The sequence below is a fragment of the Labrenzia sp. THAF191a genome (assembly GCF_009363335.1).
Lineage (GTDB): Bacteria > Pseudomonadota > Alphaproteobacteria > Rhizobiales > Stappiaceae > Roseibium > Roseibium algicola.
Genome location: NZ_CP045336.1, coordinates 26,103 through 47,877 on the forward strand (window position 1 = coordinate 26,103; position 21,775 = coordinate 47,877).

23 protein-coding genes, 1 pseudogene and 1 riboswitch are annotated in these 21,775 nt (G+C 55.5%); of the genes and pseudogenes, 16 read left to right on the top strand and 8 right to left on the bottom strand.

Annotated features, from left to right (window positions below; genetic code table 11):
- Positions 1-2 precede the first annotated feature (2 nt).
- From FIV05_RS31020 to trbI, 8 genes are all read left to right on the top strand, one after another.
- The gene (locus tag FIV05_RS31020) at positions 3-2,450 is read left to right on the top strand and encodes a conjugal transfer protein TrbE (protein WP_152512509.1); all 2,448 of its coding nucleotides are present in this window, start codon (positions 3-5) and stop codon (positions 2,448-2,450) included.
- A complete protein-coding gene (gene trbJ, locus FIV05_RS31025) occupies positions 2,428-3,219 on the top strand; it encodes a P-type conjugative transfer protein TrbJ (RefSeq protein WP_152512510.1) in 792 nt (263 codons plus the stop codon). The genes FIV05_RS31020 and trbJ overlap by 23 nt, the downstream gene beginning before the upstream one ends.
- Positions 3,220-3,221: 2 nt before the next feature.
- Complete coding sequence (locus FIV05_RS31725) at positions 3,222-3,398, top strand: hypothetical protein (RefSeq protein ID WP_008188350.1); 177 nt, start codon at positions 3,222-3,224, stop codon at positions 3,396-3,398.
- 8 nt (positions 3,399-3,406) lie between these two features.
- On the top strand, positions 3,407-4,561 hold the full coding sequence (trbL, locus tag FIV05_RS31030; RefSeq protein ID WP_008188309.1) for a P-type conjugative transfer protein TrbL: 1,155 nt from the start codon (positions 3,407-3,409) through the stop codon (positions 4,559-4,561).
- 15 nt (positions 4,562-4,576) lie between these two features.
- On the top strand, positions 4,577-5,239 hold the full coding sequence (gene trbF / locus FIV05_RS31035; protein ID WP_008188241.1) for a conjugal transfer protein TrbF: 663 nt from the start codon (positions 4,577-4,579) through the stop codon (positions 5,237-5,239).
- A 65-nt stretch (positions 5,240-5,304) separates the two neighbouring features.
- Positions 5,305-6,102, top strand: coding sequence for a P-type conjugative transfer protein TrbG (gene trbG, locus FIV05_RS31040; RefSeq protein WP_008188355.1), 798 nt, complete (start codon positions 5,305-5,307; stop codon positions 6,100-6,102).
- Positions 6,103-6,104: 2 nt separating this feature from the next.
- Positions 6,105-6,572 (top strand): conjugal transfer protein TrbH, encoded by a 468-nt coding sequence (trbH, locus tag FIV05_RS31045; protein WP_040450237.1) that lies wholly within the window; start codon positions 6,105-6,107, stop codon positions 6,570-6,572.
- A 12-nt stretch (positions 6,573-6,584) separates the two neighbouring features.
- Positions 6,585-7,928, top strand: a complete 1,344-nt coding sequence (trbI, locus tag FIV05_RS31050; protein WP_008188296.1) for an IncP-type conjugal transfer protein TrbI — start codon at positions 6,585-6,587, stop codon at positions 7,926-7,928.
- Between the two features lie 252 nt (positions 7,929-8,180).
- Here the strand turns inward: trbI and FIV05_RS31055 are convergent, their stop codons facing one another.
- Complete coding sequence (locus FIV05_RS31055; protein WP_040450239.1) at positions 8,181-8,597, bottom strand: helix-turn-helix domain-containing protein; 417 nt, start codon at positions 8,595-8,597, stop codon at positions 8,181-8,183.
- A 96-nt stretch (positions 8,598-8,693) separates the two neighbouring features.
- On the opposite strand from FIV05_RS31055, the gene FIV05_RS31060 reads away from it, so the two are divergent.
- From FIV05_RS31060 to merA, 4 genes are all read left to right on the top strand, one after another.
- Positions 8,694-9,059, top strand: a complete 366-nt coding sequence (locus tag FIV05_RS31060) for a mercuric transporter MerT family protein (RefSeq protein ID WP_040450291.1) — start codon at positions 8,694-8,696, stop codon at positions 9,057-9,059.
- Positions 9,060-9,072: 13 nt separating this feature from the next.
- The gene (locus FIV05_RS31065) at positions 9,073-9,384 is read left to right on the top strand and encodes a hypothetical protein (protein ID WP_040450241.1); all 312 of its coding nucleotides are present in this window, start codon (positions 9,073-9,075) and stop codon (positions 9,382-9,384) included.
- 254 nt (positions 9,385-9,638) lie between these two features.
- On the top strand, positions 9,639-9,866 hold the full coding sequence (gene merF, locus FIV05_RS31070) for a mercury resistance system transport protein MerF (RefSeq protein WP_077294696.1): 228 nt from the start codon (positions 9,639-9,641) through the stop codon (positions 9,864-9,866).
- Complete coding sequence (gene merA, locus FIV05_RS31075; protein WP_040450293.1) at positions 9,859-11,283, top strand: mercury(II) reductase; 1,425 nt, start codon at positions 9,859-9,861, stop codon at positions 11,281-11,283. Before merF ends, merA begins: the two co-directional genes overlap by 8 nt.
- A gap of 64 nt (positions 11,284-11,347) precedes the next feature.
- Here merA and FIV05_RS31080 read toward each other — a convergent pair whose 3' ends face one another.
- The 4 genes and pseudogenes from FIV05_RS31080 to FIV05_RS31095 form a co-directional block, all read right to left on the bottom strand.
- Positions 11,348-13,069: a SulP family inorganic anion transporter gene (locus tag FIV05_RS31080; RefSeq protein ID WP_008188224.1), complete on the bottom strand. Its 1,722-nt coding sequence runs from the start codon at positions 13,067-13,069 to the stop codon at positions 11,348-11,350.
- Positions 13,070-13,145: 76 nt separating this feature from the next.
- Positions 13,146-13,406, bottom strand: coding sequence for a helix-turn-helix domain-containing protein (locus FIV05_RS31085; protein ID WP_008188226.1), 261 nt, complete (start codon positions 13,404-13,406; stop codon positions 13,146-13,148).
- Positions 13,407-13,720: 314 nt separating this feature from the next.
- Positions 13,721-14,051, bottom strand: a pseudogene (locus tag FIV05_RS31090) (YnfA family protein).
- Between the two features lie 49 nt (positions 14,052-14,100).
- Positions 14,101-14,679: a recombinase family protein gene (locus FIV05_RS31095; RefSeq protein ID WP_008188365.1), complete on the bottom strand. Its 579-nt coding sequence runs from the start codon at positions 14,677-14,679 to the stop codon at positions 14,101-14,103.
- A gap of 371 nt (positions 14,680-15,050) precedes the next feature.
- Positions 15,051-15,278, top strand: a riboswitch (cobalamin riboswitch).
- Positions 15,279-15,310: 32 nt separating this feature from the next.
- Between FIV05_RS31095 and FIV05_RS31100 the strand changes: the two genes are divergently transcribed.
- The 3 genes from FIV05_RS31100 (at position 15,311) to FIV05_RS31110 (ending at position 16,783) form a co-directional block, all read left to right on the top strand.
- Positions 15,311-15,481, top strand: coding sequence for a CbtB domain-containing protein (locus FIV05_RS31100; RefSeq protein ID WP_008188341.1), 171 nt, complete (start codon positions 15,311-15,313; stop codon positions 15,479-15,481).
- Position 15,482: 1 nt separating this feature from the next.
- On the top strand, positions 15,483-16,181 hold the full coding sequence (locus tag FIV05_RS31105; RefSeq protein ID WP_152512541.1) for a CbtA family protein: 699 nt from the start codon (positions 15,483-15,485) through the stop codon (positions 16,179-16,181).
- A gap of 77 nt (positions 16,182-16,258) precedes the next feature.
- On the top strand, positions 16,259-16,783 hold the full coding sequence (locus tag FIV05_RS31110; protein WP_008188223.1) for a hypothetical protein: 525 nt from the start codon (positions 16,259-16,261) through the stop codon (positions 16,781-16,783).
- Positions 16,784-16,785: 2 nt separating this feature from the next.
- On the opposite strand, the gene FIV05_RS32100 is transcribed toward FIV05_RS31110, so the two are convergent.
- On the bottom strand, positions 16,786-17,181 hold the full coding sequence (locus tag FIV05_RS32100; RefSeq protein ID WP_322962303.1) for a DUF1636 family protein: 396 nt from the start codon (positions 17,179-17,181) through the stop codon (positions 16,786-16,788).
- Positions 17,182-17,746: 565 nt separating this feature from the next.
- On the opposite strand from FIV05_RS32100, the gene FIV05_RS31120 reads away from it, so the two are divergent.
- A complete protein-coding gene (locus FIV05_RS31120; RefSeq protein ID WP_152512540.1) occupies positions 17,747-19,750 on the top strand; it encodes a M23 family metallopeptidase in 2,004 nt (667 codons plus the stop codon).
- Positions 19,751-20,036: 286 nt separating this feature from the next.
- On the opposite strand, the gene FIV05_RS31125 is transcribed toward FIV05_RS31120, so the two are convergent.
- Positions 20,037-20,891 carry a phosphatase PAP2 family protein gene (locus FIV05_RS31125; RefSeq protein WP_286202754.1) on the bottom strand — a complete coding sequence of 285 codons (855 nt, stop codon included), beginning with the start codon at positions 20,889-20,891 and terminating at the stop codon, positions 20,037-20,039.
- Positions 20,892-21,260: 369 nt separating this feature from the next.
- Positions 21,261-21,716, bottom strand: coding sequence for a manganese-binding transcriptional regulator MntR (gene mntR, locus FIV05_RS31130; RefSeq protein WP_040450248.1), 456 nt, complete (start codon positions 21,714-21,716; stop codon positions 21,261-21,263).
- Between the last annotated feature and the right edge of the window lie 59 nt (positions 21,717-21,775).

Below are 21,775 nucleotides of genomic sequence, written 5' to 3' on the forward strand. Positions count from 1 at the left end.
AGATGGTTGCCCTCAAAAAATTCCGGCACGTCGCGCCGTCTTTTTCCGACCTGCTCCCTTACGCGGCGCTGGTCGACAACGGCATCGTGCTCCTCAAGGACGGGGGTCTGATGGCCGGCTGGTATTTTGCCGGGCCGGACAGCGAGAGTTCGACCGCGTTTGAGCGGAATGAAGTTTCCAGGCAGATCAATTCGGTTCTGGCTCGCCTCGGCAACGGTTGGATGATCCAGATGGAAGCGGTTCGCATTCCCTCAACTGGATATCCGGGCAAGGAAAGCTCGCATTTTCCGGACCCGATCACGGCCCTGATCGATGACGAGCGCCGGCAGCGTTTTGAAGCCGGGGAGGGGCATTTCGAAAGCCAGCACGCGCTTATTTTGACTTACCGGCCGCCCGAGAAAAACAAGTCCAAACTGGTGAAATACATCTATTCGGACGAGGCCAGCCGCAACACCTCTTTTGCCTCCCGGACGCTTGAGCACTTCAAGACAACGATCCGGGAATTTGAGCAGTATATGGCGAATGTCGTCTCGATCCGGCGCATGGAAACCCATGAAGTGCCGGAAAGAGATGCGGGGAGGGCAGGGGAGAGGCGTGGCCGCTACGATGACCTGCTGCAGTTTGCCCGCTTCGCGCTGATCGGAGAAAACCATCCGATCCGTTTGCCAGACATTGCCGTGTATCTCGACTATCTGGTGACGGCAGAGTTCCATCACGGTCTCAACCCCATTGTCGACGGCCGCTATGTCGGCGTCGTGGCGATCGACGGGTTCCCGGCAGAAAGCTGGCCGGGGATCCTAAATGCGCTCGATCTGATGCCGATCACCTATCGCTGGTCGAGCCGGTTCATCTTCCTGGATCCGATCGAGGCGCGAGCTGTTCTGGAAAAGACGCGCAAAAAGTGGCTGCAGAAGGTGCGGCCACTGATGGACCAGCTCTTCAAGACCAACTCCGGATCGCTCGATCAGGACGCCATGGTGATGGTCGGGGAAACCGAGGACGCGATTGCCGAGGCGAACTCGCAGCTCGTCGCCTTCGGCCACTACACGCCTGTCATCGTTCTTTTTGATACAAACCAAACCCGTCTTCAGGAGAAGTGCGAGGCGGTGCGCCGGCTCGTGCAGAACGAAGGGTTTGGCGGCCGCATCGAAACCCTTAATACGACCGAAGCGTTTCTTGGGAGCCTGCCGGGTGTTTCCTATGCCAATGTTCGCGAACCGCTGGTAAGCACGCGCAATCTTGCGGATCTTGCTCCACTCAACTCTGTTTGGGCTGGGGCACCAAACGCGCCATGCCCGTTTTACCCCGTTGGATCGCCGCCACTCATGCAGGTTGCGTCCGGCTCTTCGCCGTTCCGGTTCAACCTCCATGTCGGGGATCTGGGACATACGCTGATCTTCGGGCCGACGGGTTCGGGTAAATCGACGCTTCTGGCGCTGATCGCCGCTCAGTTCAGACGTTATCAGAACGCCCAAGTGTTTGTCTTCGACAAGGGCAAGTCGATGTACCCGCTGACGCTGGCCGTTGGCGCGGATCACTATGACGTCGGCAAGTCAGACACACTGGCCTTTGCACCCCTCTCATCACTCGAGGACGACACCGACAAGGCGTTCGCTGCCGAGTGGCTGGAAACCCTCATCGAAATGCAGGGTGTGAAGGTTCTGCCGGAGCACCGCAACGCCATCACCACGCAGATTGACTTGATGTCAAAGTCGCAGCGCCGGTCGCTGACCGACTTCGTGTCGGGCGTCCAGAACCGGGAGATCAAGGACGCGCTGCAATATTACACGGTGGACGGCCCGATGGGCTCGCTCCTCGATGCCGAAGTGGATAGTCTCTCGCTCTCCAGCTTCCAGACTTTCGAGATCGAGGAGCTGATGAACATGGGCGACCGGAACCTGATCCCGGTCCTGCTGTATCTCTTCCGCCGGATCGAAAAACGCCTGACCGGGGCACCAAGCCTGCTCATCCTGGACGAGGCCTGGCTGATGCTCGGCCATCCAGTGTTCCGCGACAAGATTCGGGAGTGGCTGAAGGTTCTGCGCAAGGCCAATTGCGCGGTGGTTCTGGCAACGCAGTCGATCTCGGATGCCGACAGATCCGGCATCATCGACGTCCTGAAGGAAAGTTGTCCGACAAAGGTTTGCCTGCCCAATGGGGAGGCCCGGGTTTCCGGGACTCGCGCGTTTTACGAAAAGCTCGGCTTCAACGACCAGCAAATTGAAATCATCGCCTCCGCGATCCCGAAGCGCGAGTACTACGTCACGTCTCCGGACGGGCGCCGGCTCTTCGATATGGCGCTCGGCCCGATCACGCTGTCCTTCGTCGGGGCGTCCGCCAAGGACGATCTCAAGCGCATCGAAGACCTTCACCTCCACTACGGCGACACATGGCCCGCCGAATGGCTCAAGCAAAGAGGAATCGACAATGCCGAACAGCTTCTTGGCTAGATCGCTCGCGAGCGTTCTTTGTGTGATCGGAATTGCAGGACCGGCTGAAGCCGGTGGTGCGGTGACCGGCGCGACCGAGTTCACCCAGATCCTCAACAACAGCGAGCTTATTGCCCTCGGCGGTCAGAACGCCGAGCAGATTGCCAATCAGGTGCAGCAAATCGGCAACCAGATCCAGATGATCGAAAACCAGATCTCCATCTACGAGAACATGCTGCAAAACACGCTCTCCCTGCCGATGCAGGTTTGGGGCGAGGTCGAGCAGAACCTCGGCCAACTGCAGAGCCTGGTTCAGAAGGGTCAGGCGATGGCCTTCTCGATGGGCAATCTGGACGACACGCTGAAGCAGCGGTTCCAGAGCTACGCCGACTTCGCGAAGAACGGCCTGCCGGACGGACAGTCGTTTTCGACCATGTACCAAGGCTGGTCCGACACCAACCGGGACACGATTTCTTCGACATTGAAAGCGGCCGGATACACCTCGGACCAGTTCGCGACCGAAGAGGACACCATGCGCCAGCTCCGGCAGCATTCTCAGTCGGCCGCGGGCCAAAAGCAGGCCCTGCAGGTGGGTCATGAGATCGCAGCGCAGCAAGTCGAACAGATTCAGAAGCTGCGCGGTCTTGTCTCCCAGCAGATGACCATGATGGGGACCTGGTACCAGTCCGAGCAGACGAAGAGCGACCTCGCTCAGTCAAAAAGGGAAAAGTTCTTCAATTCGACAATCTTGCCTGTCACTGGCGGAAAAGAAATGGAAGTGGATTTTTGATAATGAAACCGATGTATTTTGTAATTTTGGCTGCAATTTTGGTCATTTCCGCTTCGGGAGCCATCTATGTCTCACTAAATCTATCCAGTAGCCTACCCGCTTCAGAAAAATCGACCAGTGAAGCTCCAACCTTGCTGCCCACAACTGGCGGCAAGGAGATGAGTGTCGATTTTAACTGAGGCATGTCATGGCCAAGCAAAGCGCATTTATCCTAACGACCGCAATCTTTCTCCTTGTGATCGTACCCGGCGTTTCACTCGCGCAAGACGGCACAATTCTTACAAGCTTAGAGGATCAAATAAAATCAGCAGCAAAAAGCTGGGAGACAACAATATCGAACGCCGCCCAGTCCCTGTTTTGGATCCTTGCGGGCATTGAATTTGGCATCGCCGCGGTTTGGCTTGCCGTTCAAGCAGCAGCGCTTGAAGCTTGGGTTAGCGAATTGGTTCGGCGCATTATGTTTGTCGGCCTGTTTGCGTTCATTTTGACGAATGGTCCTCAATTCGCACAGGCTGTTGTAGACAGTCTTTTCCAGATTGGAGCCGGCGGCGGCTCAGCCTCACCTGCCAATGTTTTTAATTCAGGCATCAATGTCGCAAGCATCATGTCCAAGAACGTTCAGTTCGGACTGTTGGCCGATAACGGCCTTGCGATAGCTTCGGTCATTGCGATGGTGGTCGTAGTAATCTGTTTTTCGCTTGTCGCCGCAATTTTTGTGGCCGTCATGGTGGAAATGTACGTTGGTCTGTTGGCTGGCATAATCATGCTTGGCCTCGGCGGGCTATCCCACACCAAAGACTTCGCAATCCGTTACCTCGTTTATGCATTCTCGGTTGGAATGAAATTACTGGGGCTCGTGATGATTGCGAGAATTGGCTCTCAAATACTTATCGGCCTCGCAAATTCCGCAAAACCGGATGACGAGTTCATCGCCACACTTACAATTGCCGGGATATCAGTAGTCATTTTCATGGTCGCGATGTACGTCCCGCAGATCCTGCAAGGAGTTGTCCAGGGCGCTTCGGTCAGCAACGGCATGGAGGTCATTCGTCACGGCACGCAGACCAGCACTTTCGCTGCCGGAACCGCCATTGGCAGCGCTCAAATGGCCGCCGGTGCGAAGGTAGCTTACGAAACCGCTAGGAACGATGGATCTTCGAGAGGGCAAGCCGCGGCTCAGGCCGCCATGGCTCCCTTTGCAGCCCTTTCCTCAGCTGCCGCAGACAAGCTCTCTGGCGCCCCTCATGCAGGAAATGCCTCGGCGCTAGGCCTCGCCAATCACAAACTGCGGCAATCCCTACCGAACAAGCCAACTGGCGGATCTTCGCCCAAATCCTCCTGAGCAATAGGCAGTTAGATGGCAAAACACACTCCAATTGGTAATCCCTATCTTGCCGCACGGATGGAATGGAACGAGCGATACGGCTCCTACATCCGTACCGCCCGCGCATGGCAGGGCATCGGTCTTATTTCCCTGGCGATGGCTACAATCGGATTCAGCTTTGCGCTCTACCAGAGCACCCAGGTAAAACTTGTCCCGTATATCGTCGAGGTGGACAAACTCGGCACACCCGCGATCGGCGGGTTCCCGGCTCAGATCGAATATGCCGACGAACGCGTCGTTCGCTCCATGCTCGGAGCCTGGATTGCGACTTTCCGCTCTGTCACGCCGGATACAGTCGTTGCCAAAGGCTACATCGATCGCGTCTATGCGATGCTCCGGCAGACGGACGTCGCCACCCAGAAGGTCAACAATTTCTACCGAACGAACTCCCCATTCGACCGGGCGCAGTCTCGCACCGTGTCCGTCGAGGTGACAAGCATCGTGCCACTCTCCAATCAATCCTATCAGATCGACTGGACCGAGATCGAACGGGACCGGAAGGGCAAGGAGCTTCAAACGAAGCGCTGGCGCGGGGTAGCAAATGTCACGATCTCGCCTCCACAGGACGAATCTATCATCCGGCTCAATCCGATCGGCCTTTATCTCAAGGACTTCGATTGGACCGCTCAACTATAAGCAATCCACGCGCTCAGAAAGTAAGAAGAATGTTTCGGAAAACCAGACGGCACGCGGGCTTATGCTTGTTCGCGGCCGCAGCTGCCATCACCGCCCTGCCTCTTCAAACCTTGGCAGCGGACTACACGGCTAAGGAACTGCGGGCCCTTGGTCTGTCGAGCGACTGGCGTAACGGCCGCGGCGTCATCACCAAAGGTCCGGACGGCAAGGTGATCTATCTCTATGGCCAGGTCCAGCCAACCGTTGTCTGCGCTCCCCTGCAGGTCTGCGATATCGAATTGCAGCCCGGGGAAGCTGTTCGCAATGTCATGGTCGGAGATACGGTTCGATGGAAGGTGGATCCTGCAACATCCGGAGGCCCAACCGGAAACTCGGTTCACCTGATCATCAAGCCGACAGAACCGGGGCTCGTCACATCGATGGTGGTGACGACGTCGAGGCGCACCTATCAGATCAAACTTCAAAGCGACATTCACCGTTACATGGCCCGGGTAGGCTTCGATTACCCGGAAGATATCCAGGCCAAGTTCGAGGCGGCTAATCGACAGCTCGAAGCCAACACCATTCCGGGTGCAGGCGTCCCCGCCGAAAACCTGGACTTCAAATTCCGTGTTCATGGTCAAGCCCGCTGGCGGCCGACACGTGTCTATTCGGACGGTCTCAAGACCTACATCCAGTTTCCGAGTGGAATGGCGTCCGGTGATGCCCCGGTTCTCTATGTCACCGCTGGTGGACAGAACCAGATCGTCAATTATCGACTGAAGGGCAGCCTCATGATCGTGGACTACATGATCGACCAAGCGGTGCTCGTTTCTGGTGTTGGCTACAGCCAGCAAAAAATTCGTATCAACAGAGGAGGGTGACCATGTCGCACACGCGCCGCTCAATTCTAAAGGCCATTGGCATTTCTGTTCTGGCAACGCCGATGGCTGGCTGTATGACGTCGGAAAGTGGTTGGTTCAACCCAACAACAAGCATTGATGCCGCCAACCTGTCACCTTCAGCTGCGAGCATCGTCGCCGGCGATATGGTTGCGAAACTCTCCGAGCATGTCGGGGCAGGAACAGGAACGATTTCCCTCAAGGCTGACAATTCAGAGTTCGCCCTGGCTCTGGAAAGCTCTCTGCGCGGATGGGGGTATGCAGTCGCCGAAGCGGATCAACAGCCATTAGGCGATACCATCATTCCCCTGGCCTACACGATCGATTCCGATGCAGGGCAAATCTTCGCTCGTCTCACCACGCCAACTGTCGAATTGGCACGGACCTATCAGGCAACGCCAACCGGAGCATCACCGACGAGCCCGGTTTCCGTTTTGACCAGAACTGTCTAGAGGCGTGCACTCATGAGCAATACGGAATCGAACGTGCATCTGGCGGGTGGCGATATCCGGCCCGATGACGAAGCCCCCAAGATCCGGCGCCTGAACAAACTTCCCATTTTCTTGTTCGTCGGGCTTGTCGTCGTGTTCGGCGTCGTGATCATCATCGGCCTTGCCAACCGTGGCATCAACTCAGGGGATAGTGTCGCCGGAGACGAAGGCGGCGCGCCGGCGAGTGGCTTTGCGGATCAGCTCAAAGCCGGCATCAGCAACGGCGTCATTGATCCTCCCAGCCAGCTTATTGCAGCGGTCCAACCAGAGCCGGTGAGAGCCGCGGTCCCGGAGAAGGTTCAAAAGCAGAGACCTTTCGGGAACCCGTTTCAACCGGAACCAGGCAAACCCGACGAGGTCTCGGCTCCGCAGCAATCCGAACCGGATTGGCGTGCTCAACTGGACCAGCGTTTTGAGGAACAACAACTGCAGGAGATGCATCGGCAACGGATGAAGCGGCTTCAATCAATCGATGCCGCCCATGACAGCCCCACCACCGTGAACCTCGGCGACCTGCAAGGCCAGGGGGAGGGGGCTCAAACCACCCAGGGCAATCAAACGGTCAACGGCACCTTTACACGAGGTCCAACATCACCAGATCTCCTGTCAGCTGCCCTGCAGGCGGCTCAAGGCGGGACTGCCAATGCCGATCCCAACGGACAATACGGCAAACAAGCCTTTTTCAACCAGGACATTACCGAAGCTGGATATCTCGCGAACCGAGTTGTCCCGCAGCAATCGCCTTATGAACTGAAGCGTGGATCCGTGATCCCGGCAACGCTCATCACCGGCATCAATTCAGACCTCCCTGGCCGGATCACTGGCCAGGTCAGGCAGAACGTCTATGACAGCGCCACCGGCCATCTGCTTCTGATCCCTCAGGGAACCAAGCTGTTCGGTCGGTACGATTCCGATGTGTCGTTCGGTCAGAACCGGGTTCTGGTCGTCTGGACAGATATTATTTTCCCAAACGGTGCCACCTTACAGATCAGCTCCATGGGGGGCGTCGATGGTGAAGGTTATGGCGGTTTCAAGGACAAGGTGAACAACCATTACCTTCGGACTTTTGGTTCCGCGGCACTCCTCGCGATTATCGGAACAGGGATCGACATGGCAGTTCCGGAAAGTTCCACGCTTGCCACCCAGGACACGGCATCCGACGCCGTCCGCCGTAACTTCGCGGAAGTGTTCGGCCGGGTCGTGGAGCGGAGCATCAACAAGAACCTCGATGTCCAGCCGACAGTGCAGATCCGGCCGGGATACAATTTCAATATTCTGGTCGATCAGGACATCATCTTTCCGGGATCGTATGGCTGACTATGCTGGAATACAGGAAGGCAATTGAATTAGGGGCCAGAATAAGATTTGCCAAAAATCCTGCGCTTAGTTGGAACGAACATCGAGCAATCGATTTGACCAGTCTGATTTTCACCACCTGCTACAGCGACAGTCTTTATTAAAGAAGAAATTCGCACAGGCTTATTTGAGCACCGCGTTTGTCAGGTGCAATCAGCCGGCACAGCCCCCGGGGCGAGCAACTTAGCGGCACAGCCAACCATCCAACAGTTACTACGCTTCAAAGAGCGTTTGGATAATCGGACAGTTCGGGACATCTCCCTTCGCGCACTCAGACGCCATATTAATAAGAGCCATTTCCAGCTTCTTCAGGTGCTGAATCTTTTCCCTCACAGAACTCAGGTGATCCATTGTCATGGCATGCACCTCACCGCAACTGATGCCTTTCTGGTCGACCATTTTCAGCATCTCGCGAATCTCGTCGATACTGAAACCGAGTTCCCGGCTCCGCTTGATAAACGACAAACGTTGAAGGTGGTCGTGGGTGTATTGCCGGTTGCCTCCGGCAGTCCGGCCAGGTTTGGGCAGCAACTCGATGCGTTCATAGTAACGGATCGTCTCGATATTGACGCCGGTTTCGCGGGACATTGCCCCAATCGGATAACCTCGCGCGTTCGTGATCCCTGACATGAGAGAAACCCCTTGCATCTGTAGTGACTACAGACAGTAAGCCTTCCCCTTAGTCAGATCAATGAGGGTGTCGGAATGACGACGGACATACATCCAGTGACCAAAAGAGAAACAGACCTTGGTGCGAAGGCCGCTACCGCAGGCGGCATACTTGGCGCACTTGCAATGACGTCCTGCTGTATTCTGCCTCTGGTTCTTTTCAGCCTCGGGGCCACAGGCGCCTGGATCGGTCAGCTTGGTGCGCTCACGCAGTACAAATGGATCTTTTTCGCGTTTGCCGGAGGCGCACTCGGTTACGGGTTCTTGAAGGTTTACAGGCCGACGCCGCAGGCCTGCGATGATGGGAGTTGCGAACGTCCCCTGCAAAAGCGGTTCATGAAAAGAGCACTTTGGAGCGCAACTTTCGTTGTCGCGCTCTCCTTGGCCTTCCCGTACCTCGCTCCGCCGCTGCTCGGCTACTGAGAAAGGATCCTCCATGAAAAAGACGTTTATGACACTTGCCGTTTTGTTCCTGGCGACCGGAGCAACACACGCAGAAGAACGAAAAGCGCGAATCGAGGTCACTGGCCTTTGGTGCCCGTCTTGTTCCTACATCGTCGGCGAGGCGCTGCAGAAATCCGAGAGCGTCGCGATATTGAATTTCCAAGAACACGAAGATGGCCGGTCCGGTGTCTACACAATCACGTTCGACGATGCTGTGACGGATTTGGGGGAGATCGTCGCACAACCTGCTGCATACGGGTACACGGCGGTATTGCTGGACGATGGAACGAACTCCGGAAGCTGACCTGTGAGTGACAAACTCCTGGGAATGATGCTGGCGACGGCGGTTGCCGCTCCCGTCATGATTGTCTGCTGCGGTGGCGGTCTGGCGTTCGTCGGTTCCGCGGCAACCGGATAGATTGCCCACTTGTCCGGTTCCGGTGTCGTGTTGTCGGTGCTGACTGCCGCAATCGCAGGTTTTCTCGATTATTTCCTGCGCCAAAGGTCGCGACTGTCGGCCGGGGAAGGCTACGGAGAAGACAATAGGAAAAATATGGAATGAACAACAAGCTCCTGGCGACAGGGGTAATAGGTACAGTGATCGCTGCGCTTTGCTGCTTCACACCGGTTCTCGTCGTATTGTTCGGTGCCGTTGGGCTGTCAGCCTTCGTTGGCCTTCTTGACTACGTCCTGTTGCCCGCTCTCCTCGCCTTTGTACTTCTCACACTCTATGCGCTTGTTCGCAATGCACGACGCCAACGCAACGAAGGAAACCGGAATGTCTGACTGTTGTTCGAAGAGGAACGGATCCTACCACCTGGCTGTGGTCGGCGCGGGCTCAGCCGGGTTCTCGGCCGCGATCACGGCGGCCGAGGAAGGTGCACGGGTTGCCCTGATCGGTCACGGCGTCATAGGAGGAACTTGCGTCAATGTCGGTTGCGTGCCGTCGAAGGCGATGATCCGGGCTATGGAGATCATGCACGCGCCAAAAGCCGCTCGAAGATTTGACGGGATAGAGGCGACGGCGCAGATCACGGATTGGGCCGCCGTAATCCGCCAGAAACAGGCGCTGGTCGATGACCTGCGAGCTGCAAAATATATCGACGTCCTGCCCCAACACAACAACATCGCCTATCTGGAAGGTGAGGCTCGTTTCATTGCCGGCGGGCAGCTGACCTTGGAAGGAGAGGTCATCAAAGCTGAGAAGATCCTCCTTGCCACGGGATCCCGGCCGCAGGTGCCTGACATTCCCGGAATGGCCCAGGTACGCCCTCACGACAGCACATCAATTCTTGATGTTCAGAAGCGCCCGGAATCTTTGATTGTCATGGGAGGCGGATACATCGGTGTCGAATTGGCGCAAGTTTTTGCCCGTGCGGGTACGCGCGTCACCATTGTGAGCCGCCGAGGATTGCTGCCGGAGGCGGAACCGGAAATCGGTGATGCGCTGACGCGGGCGTTTGAAGACGAAGGCATTGTCGTCCAAACCATCAAGAGCTACACAGAAGTTCTGATGCGTGACGGCCGCATTGCACTGAGGGTCGAAACCGAAGATGGAACCGGAATCCTGGAAGCGGAGGACCTTCTGCTTGCGACAGGTCGTACGCCCAACACGCAAAATCTTGCGTTGGACCTGGCCGGAATCGCCACCGACCAGCGTGGCGCGATCCTTGTCGATGACCGGATGCGTACCAGCCAGAAAAACATCTACGCCGCCGGCGATGTAACCGGACGTGATCAGTTTGTCTATATGGCAGCCTACGGTGCCAAACTGGCCGCGAAAAACGCGATGAACGGCGATAGCCTTGCCTATGACAACTCTATCATGCCGGCAATCGTCTTCTCCGATCCCCAAGTTGCCAGCGTCGGCCTCACCGAGGCCGCCGCGAAGGCTGCCGGCCACACTGTTCGCACTTCAGTCTTGTCGCTCGAACACGTACCCCGGGCACTCGCTGCCCGGGACACGCGCGGGCTCATCAAACTTGTCGCGGACGGAAACACCAAGCGGTTGCTCGGGGCACATATACTTGCTCCGGAAGGTGCCGACAGTATCCAGACCGCGGCGATGGCGCTCAAGGCGGGAATGACTTACGAAGAGCTCGGCGCGATGATCTTCCCATACCTGACAACGGTTGAAGGGTTGAAGCTTGCTGCGCAGACTTTCGAAAAGGATGTTGCGGCTCTCAGTTGCTGTGCAGGGTGATAGGGGGCAGTTTTGAGCTTCCAGCAGGTAGAAGCTGTATCCCCTTCCAATGCCGTAACCGATATTACGCGACACCCCGCCGTTCTTCCGGGCGTTCCGCGATGGACTTGAGAGCGTCATCGATGCTGGCGGAATAGTGTACCAGAGGGCGTTTCAGGCCGTGGGTGACGAAAACTCGCAGGATGTCGCGGCTCGCGCCTGTGAGCCAGAACGCAACGCCGCGATTGTGTGCCTTGTGAGCAAGACCCTCGATCATATTGGCTCCGGTTGAATCAAGGAATGGTACCGACGAGAAGTCGACAATCAGTGCCTTGTGGCTGTCCTGGATACGATCAAGAACCGAGCCGATAGAAGCGGTTGCGCCGAAGAAAAGCGCGCCTGTGATGCGGTAGACCACGACCTCCGGATTGGCCAAAACCTCTTCATCATAGTTTCCACGTGGATGGGCGTCATCCGCCTCGTCGCGGCTCACGAAGGGCGTATGAGTGGCGACAGCAGTGGTCTTGCTCATCCTCTGAATGAACAGGACCGAACCCAGCGCGAAGCCAACGACGATAGCTTCGGTCAAGTCACGGAAAATAGTCAGGAAGAAGGTCGAGGCGAGCACCGTCGCTTCTCCCCAGCCCGATCGAACAAGGATAGCAATCGCGGGCTTCTCAATCATATTCCAGGCGACGACGGCGAGTACGCCCGCAAGGGCTGCGAGAGGAATGTAGGCGGCAAGCGGCGCGGCGATCAACATGAAGAGCAGCAAGAACACCGCGTGCAGCATGCCCGAAATCGGCCCATGCGCGCCCGAGCGAACGTTGGTCGCGGTGCGGGCAATGGTGCCGGTTACGCAAAAACCGCCAAAGAGGGAAGAGCCTATATTGGCAGCCCCTTGCGCCACAAGCTCGCAGTTCGACCGGTGCCGCCGCCCGGTCATGCCATCGGCGACGACCGCGGACAAGAGCGACTCGATCGCGCCCAGAAGCGTGAATGAGATTGCTGCGGGCAAAACCGCCATGATCTTGTCGATCGACAACTCCGGCAGACTGGGGGCTGGCAGAATTGAGGGGATGCCGCCGAACTTGGTTCCGATGGTCTGCACTGGCAGGTCCAGGAGTGCCGTCGCCAGGGCAGCGACGCTGACCGCGATCAGCATGCCCGGCCAATGCGGCCGCCACCTGCGAAACCCGAGGATGATCGCGACTGTCGCCGCCGAGACGAGGAACGCAGATGGTGTAACGCTGTCGCGCGCTTCCCACAGGGCAACGAGCTTTTCCAGTAATTCACCCGGCTCATGGTCAAGCGACAGGCCGAAGAGTTCCTTGATCTGGCTGGCGAAGATGATGATCGCGATTCCGGCGGTGAAGCCCACTGTCACCGGAAAGGGAATGAACTTGATGAATGTGCCGAGACGCAGAAAGCCTGCTGCGGTCAGCATCAGGCCCGAAAGGAAAGTCGCTAGGATCAGTCCGTCCATCCCGTGCTGCGAAACAGTGGCCGCGACAAGGACGATAAATGCGCCTGCGGGCCCGCCGATCTGGAACCGTGATCCACCAAGGAGAGAGACGAGGAAGCCGCCGACAATGGCGGTGTAGAGCCCTTGCGCCGGGGTCGCGCCAGAGGCTATGGCGATGGCCATGGAAAGTGGCAGAGCCACGATGGCAACAGTCAACCCGGCGATGGCGTCAGAGCGCAATTGTGGCAGCGCGTAACCCTCGCGCAGCACAGTCACGAGTTTTGGTGTGTAGAGTTCGGCAAAACTTGGCGTATCGCCGGTCGGTCTGGTCTGTTCTTTCATTTGGAGCCGCACCTTGGATGGGTTGCGGCGGGATCGTCGGCATGTCGTCGGCGGTCGCCGTCGCGAGTTCTGGGGGTTAGGGTTTCGGGAGTGGAGATTTCAAGCGAACACCGCGCCCGCCTGCCGTGCTTGGAGCGCCTTCGCCGATCAGTTCGACACCGGCGAGTTCCAGCGCCTCGATGACCTTTGTCAAGCTGTCGACCACACCGCGCACATTGCCGGCGCTAGCCTCCATACGTTGGATCGTCGGAACAGAAAGATCGGCAAGTTCGGCCAGGGTTTTCTGGTCGATGCCGAGAAGCGCGCGCGCTGCACGCATTTGCTGGCTAGTGATCATGGGGTAAGTCTCGAATATGACATAAACGATCTAAAGCATCATTATTGATATTTCAAGCATCAAAATTCAGACTCTATACCAAGCTTTTGGACGCCTTGGATTGCTGATCAGCTCATCCGCCCCGCTCCAAGTGCCTGTGTCCTACGCGGCTATGTTCGACGTCGCCGCCAGTCTCACGCACACGTCGTCCATCATCTCCGTCAGCACAGGAGATGCTTTTTGGTGTACGCATAACAAAACCAGCATCGGCATTGTTACAGGCGGCGCTGTTTTATGGATTGAAACCGCGGGGCAATCCCAATAGAGCGACAAGATTAGGCCCGAGAATGAGGCGCGGCAACTATGATCGCAGCCCCGACGAGACAGATAGTTGCCCCTAAGAGGTCCCAGCGGTCGGGGTGGACGCCCTCGACCAGCCAGAGCCATATGAGAGAACTCGCAATGTAGATACCCCCATAGGCCGCATATGCACGACCTGCGGCCGCGCTATCTACCAAAGCGAGCAAATATGCAAATAGACTCAGCACGGCGAGACCCGGAACGATCCACCAGATTGATTTGTCGAGCCGCAGCCAAGCCCAAAATGCAAAACATCCTGCTATTTCAAAAAACGGCTGCGCCGACATATGCCGCAAAAGTTTGCATTCTTGATAGCCCTCGTTTCGAAGAATGGAAATCCGATCCTGCTTCTTGCTCAACGGAATTCGTCACGCACCCGCATGATTGTTTGACGGCTGGTACCAAATGCACGGGCTATGGCGGAAATGCTTTTGCCGGAACTCAGCGCAACCCGCACCTCTTGCTTTTGGCTGTCTGTCAGGCTTGGCCGCCGACCCAGAACTTTCCCTTCGGACTTGGCACGTCTTAGGCCTGACTGCGTTCGCTCGATGAGCAAATCCCGCTCGAACTGGGCAACGGCATTGAGCACGTTCATGGACATCGTGCCGGCGGAACTCGCCAGGTCGACACCGCCAAGTGCAAGACAGTATACCCGTACTCCTTCGTCGGCCAATGCCTTTACTGTTGAACTGACGTCTATCGCATCCCGGCCGAGGCGATCGAGTTTCGTCACGATGAGAATGTCGCCCGGCTCTAAACGGTCCACCAGCCGAGCGAATTCCGGACGCTGCGTTATCGGCACACTGCCGGAAATAGTCTCGGTCACAATCCGGCGGTCGTCGACCTGGAACCCCGCCGCCCGGATTTCTTCTAACTGGTTTTGCGTCGTCTGTCCGGTCGTTGACACGCGGGTATAGGCAAAGGTGCGTGACATAGCGTCATTCCTGTCCGAAAAGGCTGTTCAAATTAGTTAGCTGTCCAGAATGATGTCAAGGTAATTTGTGGACAGGGTGTTTTGCCCCTGTACGCAATCGGACGTTTTCGGACACAGACATGGGTCATCGGCAGTCATAGTATGGAGTGAAAGATGGCCCGGCGGTTGCTTTTCAAGGACCAGGGACGGCAGGAATTTTTCGATATCCCGACAGAGAAAACAGTCTGATCCATCATTATTCCCCGTCGCCTGTCGACCGGCTTGAAATCGAGCTTCGGCACCGACAGTGTGCAAGTTCCCAGGCATTGAATGTCATCGCGAACGCATCAATTACGTGTCGGATTTGTGCTTTCGCGATCAAAAAAAATGCGCCATAATAAAACCTGTTTGGTTTTCCATTCGGCACAAAGTGCTGGGAAACGAACAGGGAATTCGGATATGGCGGACCCATGCAGGGCGTCAGGAGCCGAAGCCGCCCCCGCGACTGTATGCGGAGAGTGCTGACCGGACATGCCACTTGCAACGAATGTTGTGGGGAAGGCCCGGCAAAGCGCCACGACCCGCGAGCCAGGAGACCTGCCAGACATTCACTGAAAACCCTTCTGTCGGGTGTGACAGCAAAGAGGATAAAATGACGACACAATCTGCAAAAACCACCGTTTCCGCGACGAAAATCGTATCGCTTGCTTTTGCTGCGGTACTGGGTGTCGCGATTATTTCGATCACGGGTCACGTGCAGGCGAGCGCTTTGCACGACGCAGCACACGATGTGCGCCACGCGACCGGATTCCCGTGTCACTAAAATGCTGACTCGCCTCTTGGTCAGCGGCTTGTTCGCTGGTGCTGCGGCGGGGCTTATCGCGGCCCTGCTACAGCTTATTTTTGTTCAGCCAGTCCTTCTCCATGCGGAGCTTTATGAATCGGGGGAATTGGTCCATTTCGGAACCGAGGCAGTCAGCGCTCAACAAGAGCTGGGCGGGATCGATCCTTTGCGCGATGGCCTGAGCGTCATCTTCACGATGCTCACCTATACCGGTTATGCCTTCATTCTGCTCGCCGGCATGGCAATTGCCGAAATGCGCGGTGCGGTTATAACGGGTCGCAACGGCCTGCTCTGGGGCGTTGCAGGGTTCGTCGCGTTCCACTTCGCGCCCGGATTCAGCCTAGCTCCCGAAGTGCCCGGCGTCGCGGCGGCGGATGTTTTTGCCCGGCAGATTTGGTGGTGGGCCACCGTCCTTACCGCAGGCGCCGGATTGTGGCTGATCGCATTCGGCCGCAATTGGATGGCTTGGGGCGCAGCAGCAATGCTGCTGCTGGCACCACACGTGATCGGCGCGCCAGAGCCGGACACCTTCACCGGCCCAGTTCCGACCGAGATCGGGGCAATGTTTGCCAGCCGTGCCTTTGGCGTCGGAATGGCAGCCTGGCTTCTGCTTGGTTGTTTTGCAGGTTTTTTCTGGCAGCGCGAGAGGGCGAGGGTCGGCGCAACGCAGGCGGCCTGATCCGGAATCTAAATCATAACCGACCGGGCGAAACATCTCGTTTTGCCCGGTTTCTTTTTAAGGAAACCTGAAACCCCATGGAACGCTCTCTCGCACTCTTCGCCATCGGGCTGGTCTTTGGCGGAGGCATCGGCTTTGTTGTTGCCGCAAGCAATGGTGTCGCTCTTGACGGTCATGACCACTCATCAGCCAGCGATCACCAGATGCAGACCGCATCAGTGGAGCTCAAAACTAATCATTCCGGCCAAACCGCTGGCCACAACCACAACAGGACTACCTCTGTACCTGGCGGTCCCGATGCACCGTCCTTGAAAATCAGTGTCTCGAAGGATCCGGTTAGCGGCTACAATCTTCATATCATGACGGAAAATTTCAGCTTTGCTCCGGAGCGGGCAGGCTCGGATCATGTGTTGGGCGAGGGCCATGCCCACGTATATGTAAATGGCGTGAAGGTCGCGCGGCACTACAGTGCATGGCTCCACCTGCCGACTCTTCCAAAAGGTGATGCGACGGTTGAGGTTACGCTCAATTCCAACGATCACCGCATGCTCGCTGTCGAGACGGAACCGCTTAAGGCTACGGTGACTGTGAACGTGGAATAGGCTTATAGCGCCGGAATGCGCGCTCTGAGGCAGAAACGGAGACGTCCACATGGTCGGGCGTCTTCGATCCAGCCTTTGTCCGTTGCCAGAAAATTTCGGGCCGTCGAGATGATGTCAGCAATGTCGTCTGGAAAGATGAGGCCTGAAAAAAGGTATGCCGCTCTACCAACCCCCTGAAACGCCACCGCAATCGGTTGTTCACAGGCCCCCATGCATTCAATCTGTGTAACCTCAATCGCCATTCCTGATTCGTTCAACGATCGACGCAATGCATCAAGATCTGGCGAAGGGTCGCATTTGCATGTACTGCAAACGATAATACGGTTCATTCGGTCACCTTTGACAGGAGCGGTGGCACAGCATAGCGAAAACGTACAAAGCAATACATTATTCGTCATGCGAGTTAGATCGTACTGTGTTTAACAATTTCATTCCGACAATTGCGAAATCGCTTGAACCTAAAGTGGCTAGAGGGTGTAAACAACTCACCAGTTTGGAAACCCGACTCAGGAACTTCTTATGGCCCAATCGCAATCTCGTGAATTCCTGGCAACAGGTAACGGCTATAGGTTTGCCCATTCTGCTGGACCGCGACGGGCCTGCGCGCGCTTACTGGCTAGTGTTCTGTGCCCCGACCAATGTAGCTAAAGAGGCCGGCAACGACCCAAAAGCTACGCGAACTCAGATCCCAGAATGCATTATAGCAGCGAGTATTAATCAGGACCGCGCCGATGCCGAAGTTTTAGACGTAACCCAGACACCCACGTTTTTCGTTAACGGCCGTCACCTTAGTTCGTTTGGCGAGGCAGAACTGCGAGCTTTGGTGAACGAAGAGGTAGCCTCTTCGCGGATGTAACCAACAACAAACGGGATATGTTCGAATGGTGATGGCAATCAAATGACACCGCGCTGCACGAACGAATTCGATCCACAAATTGGTTGCTTAACTTCCGAAAGATAGCAATGCACTTTGACGCTACCCAAAACCCCCAGTCCTCAAAAATCGAGCTCGGTCAAGAACCGCCGCTGCTTGGTTACGAAGGGGTGTATGGCATGTCGGACCGACGAGGGGTTTCACTGCGCTGGTTCGCTGGTTCAGCACTCACTGGCGTCACATCCCTGTTCTTGATGGGCGGCGCGCTATTCGCTGCCTTTGACGGCCAATACGAAGTTGAAAGGGCGAAATCCTCGAGTGCTTTATTGAATGAGTTGTCGATCTCGAACAACGGTTACAGCAAAGAAGACAGGTTTCTGCGATCGGCGACTGAATATTCCAGCAAGCAATTAATAGATGTGAATATTGTCTCCCGTGAGGGCGACAGAGATAACATTCGCGCTCAACCACATATTTTCATCAGCGCTACGCTTGCTACCAAGAAAGACCCGTCGCTTGCATCTCAAATTCCGGCCTTCAGTACGCTGAACATATTTTCTAGGAGTGCGGAGAAAGAAGCGACAGGGGCAACCGAGGGAGTTGCAACTTCTCTTCTTGCCGACTCGCTGTACGGTGCGAAATTGGCCAATGATGTCAGTATAAGCCTTACACCATTTCCATCATCGAACACGGATTTCGATTTGGACAAGACGTTGTCAGAATCGGAAATTGAATTGAAAGTTCGCAAATTTATCCGGACCCGTTCGGTGGATGCAACTAACATGGGTTATGAAGCAGTGATTGATCCTGGGCGTTTCGACTTCAATTTGGCGCTTCAGCCAGATTTGGAGCGCTATGCGGTTCGGATAACGCCGGAAAACGTTTCTTTCGTGTCAAAACGCGATGACGATATTCGGTTAGCCGGAATGGATGAAAGCATTGTGCCAGTGGCTCAGGGGCAAAACCTTACGGGGACCCTCCTAAATCAGCAGGTTCCAGAAGTAGAAGCTGCATCGATCACACTTGCGTTTCAGCGATTGTATGGAATCTCCAAACTTGAAGACGGACAACGACTCCGAATAGCGTACGCGCCCTCACAGGACGATCCGGAGCGAAAGCTGCCCGTGCGTATCAGTCTGTATAGCGATACGAAACACGAAGCGACCGTTGCCCAATCAGACGGCGGCGATTACATCAAAGCCCGGCCGCCTAGCACCTTTCCAGCAGCAGCCTTTGCTGACGCGGATCGTGTCTCCCACAGCGGGCCAACGCCAGCGCTATACGATAGTCTTTATCAAACTGCACTTGAGCAAGACATACCAAAAAACGTTGTAAATGAACTTGTTCGCATGTTGTCCTTTAGCATCGATTTCAAGGCCTCCATTAGGCCTGGTGCTACCATAGAGCTGCTATACTCCAGAGATGACCGTAACTTCGGATCTAAGATCCACTTTGCTGCGCTGAGCAATGGCAAGACAACGCTGGAATTTTACCGTTTCCGGACGCCTGACGATGGAGCTACTGACTTTTATGATGCGTTCGGCCAAAGCGCAAAAAAGTTCCTGCTCAGGAAACCGATTGATGGTGGCAAGTTCCGATCCGGCTTCGGCATGCGTCGGCATCCCGTCTACAAATATTCAAGAATGCATAAGGGAGTGGACTGGTCTGCTCCGCGCGGGACACCGATCATGGCTGCTGGAGATGGTACCGTGATAAAGGCAGGTTGGAGTTCCGGCTATGGGAAGCGAACTGAACTTCGACACACCAATGGGTACACGACCACCTACAATCATCAGACCGGATTTGCCAAAGGCATAAAGGAAGGTGTTCGCGTCAAACAGGGACAAATCATAGGTTATGTTGGCTCGACTGGACTTTCAACAGGACCTCACCTTCACTTCGAGATGCTAGCTAATGGCCAACCTTTGGATCCAATGCGAGCCAGACTTCCAGAAGGACGCGTGCTCGATAGAGAAATGCGCGAAAGATTTGAGTCCGAACGCAGTGCAATCGACAACTTATTACGTGACGCCCGTAGGCCTCGAATTTTGCAACATGACTACAATGAGGAAGCGTTCAATCAAGCAATCTGATGTTGAACTACAAAGAGGTCTATCTTAGAGGTTTTTCGATCCTTTTAATTGCACTAAGGCCACCGCAAGTGTGCGTTACCATTAGGATCCGTGCCGCCGGTAACGCCAACAGTACTGCAACACGTTTACTGAGTGCTTGTTAGCTAGACTCAAAATACATTTCTGACGCGTCGTGTGCCGCAGTGCATGATATCGGAAGTCTTTGGCTGCAAATCTCCTCCGGCACGAAATCAGCGCCCATAAGATCAAACTCTGGGAAACGAAAGGTAATTCAATAAAATTTTGCTTACCGTCGCCTTAGTCTTTGAAAACTCAGTTGCATAAATCTTCCAAGAGCGGTCATCCATTCGTCCAACGAACGATCACTCACAATTGGCCGCGTTCTTTGAAAGAGCAGATGAAAGACTGCGAAACTGAGCAGCAGCGTTACGCCCCAGGAAATTAATGTGTCAGAAAGGAAGTGACCGCCGAATGCGATTCTGTTGGATGACAGGATGAAGCAAAGCGGCAGCACCAATAGCAGCATCGCTTTGCGCCACGTAGCGGGAACTAGAAAGGCGACTGAAGTCAACCAAATGGCGGAAGACGCTTCTCCAGAGACGAAAGAACAGTTTCGGTCACAATAGTCAGTGACTTTCCAGACAGTTTGATAGGGTAGGTCTCCGCCGAACTCAGCCACATGTTGCGGTCTCGGGCGACCCCAATTGTCCTTCAAGATCAAATTTACGAGCACGCCGGGGCCAAGAACCAGAGTCGACAGCAGAAACAAGGGTTGGCGGAGTGGCATGAGCGGTGGACGATCGGGGATAAGCAACTTCAGAACGAACACAGCAACACAAGTAGTCGCAACCACCTGAACTAGAAATATGCCGAGATACCTTACGTCTCTGAGAAACGCCATGTTCTTCGCCCAGAAACCGAAAACTTCTGAATAAAACAATCCGCTCGACCAAATATCGGCACCGGGAAAGATAAAGAAAAACAGCGACACGGCACAGACATACAACCCGATCGAAATCATCGGATGTGAAACACAGGAGTCGGTCAGCTTCTTTAGAATCGGCTTTGGGCTGTTTTCAATAGGTACTTTGTTCTTCATCGCCGGTATTTTGATCGAACTTCGAGGATTGATCCTATGCATCTAGAAGGTGTCCGAGGTGTTTCACAGGTGTCAAAATGCCGCCCGCTCCAACAAACCGGAGATGTGTTCAAGCGGACTTTCTGGGTTAACCGTCAACCTGTTGTTGGATGTCTCAATCCGGTTCATTCGAACGTCGATTGCTCGCGCTGGCCTTCTGCGTTGGAGCTGATCTTGCGTCGTCAGCTGTACAACTTGCGATTAGAGTTTCTGGCCGATCAAGGGTAAGTCGCTGCACGACCCACCGCGGGGTTCCAATTAGTTTTGTGGCTTCGCGTTGAGTGCACAGGTTGGTCCCATTCTACTCAATATGCTCTTTGCTGGGTTTAGAAGATTGATTTGACGAAATGTTACCACCAACTCGAGCCGTGCTCAGTCGGTGCCGGGCGCGTTTCTTTTCACGAAATCTTGAAACACTTTCAGCGTCTCTTCGCTGACATGATGCTCGATACCCTCCGCGTCTTGCTCGGCCACTTCTGCGGAAATTCCTAGTGTAACCAGGAAATCGACGACAATCCTGTGCCTCTTGCGGCAGGCTTCCGCCAGTTGGCGGCCCGCCTCAGTCAAACGTATATCGCGGTAGCGCTCCTTAAGGATAAGACCTTCTCGCTTCAGCCTAGCAAGATTTTTCGATACCGTCGGCTGCGCAACGCCAAGCCGTTCGGCAATTTCTACCGGACGCGCAGACCCGTTCAGGTGGATCAGTTCCGCGATGAGTTCCACATAGTCCTCGACCATTTCACTCTGGTGCGCGGTGCGCACAGCCTCGAACCCGCTGGCCTGTTCATCGACACTTCTATCGGACACCTTGGGTGAAGGACCGGTCATGAACGGAACACATCCTCTTTGTTTTCATGGTGATTGTGTATGCCGTGAAATTAGTCACT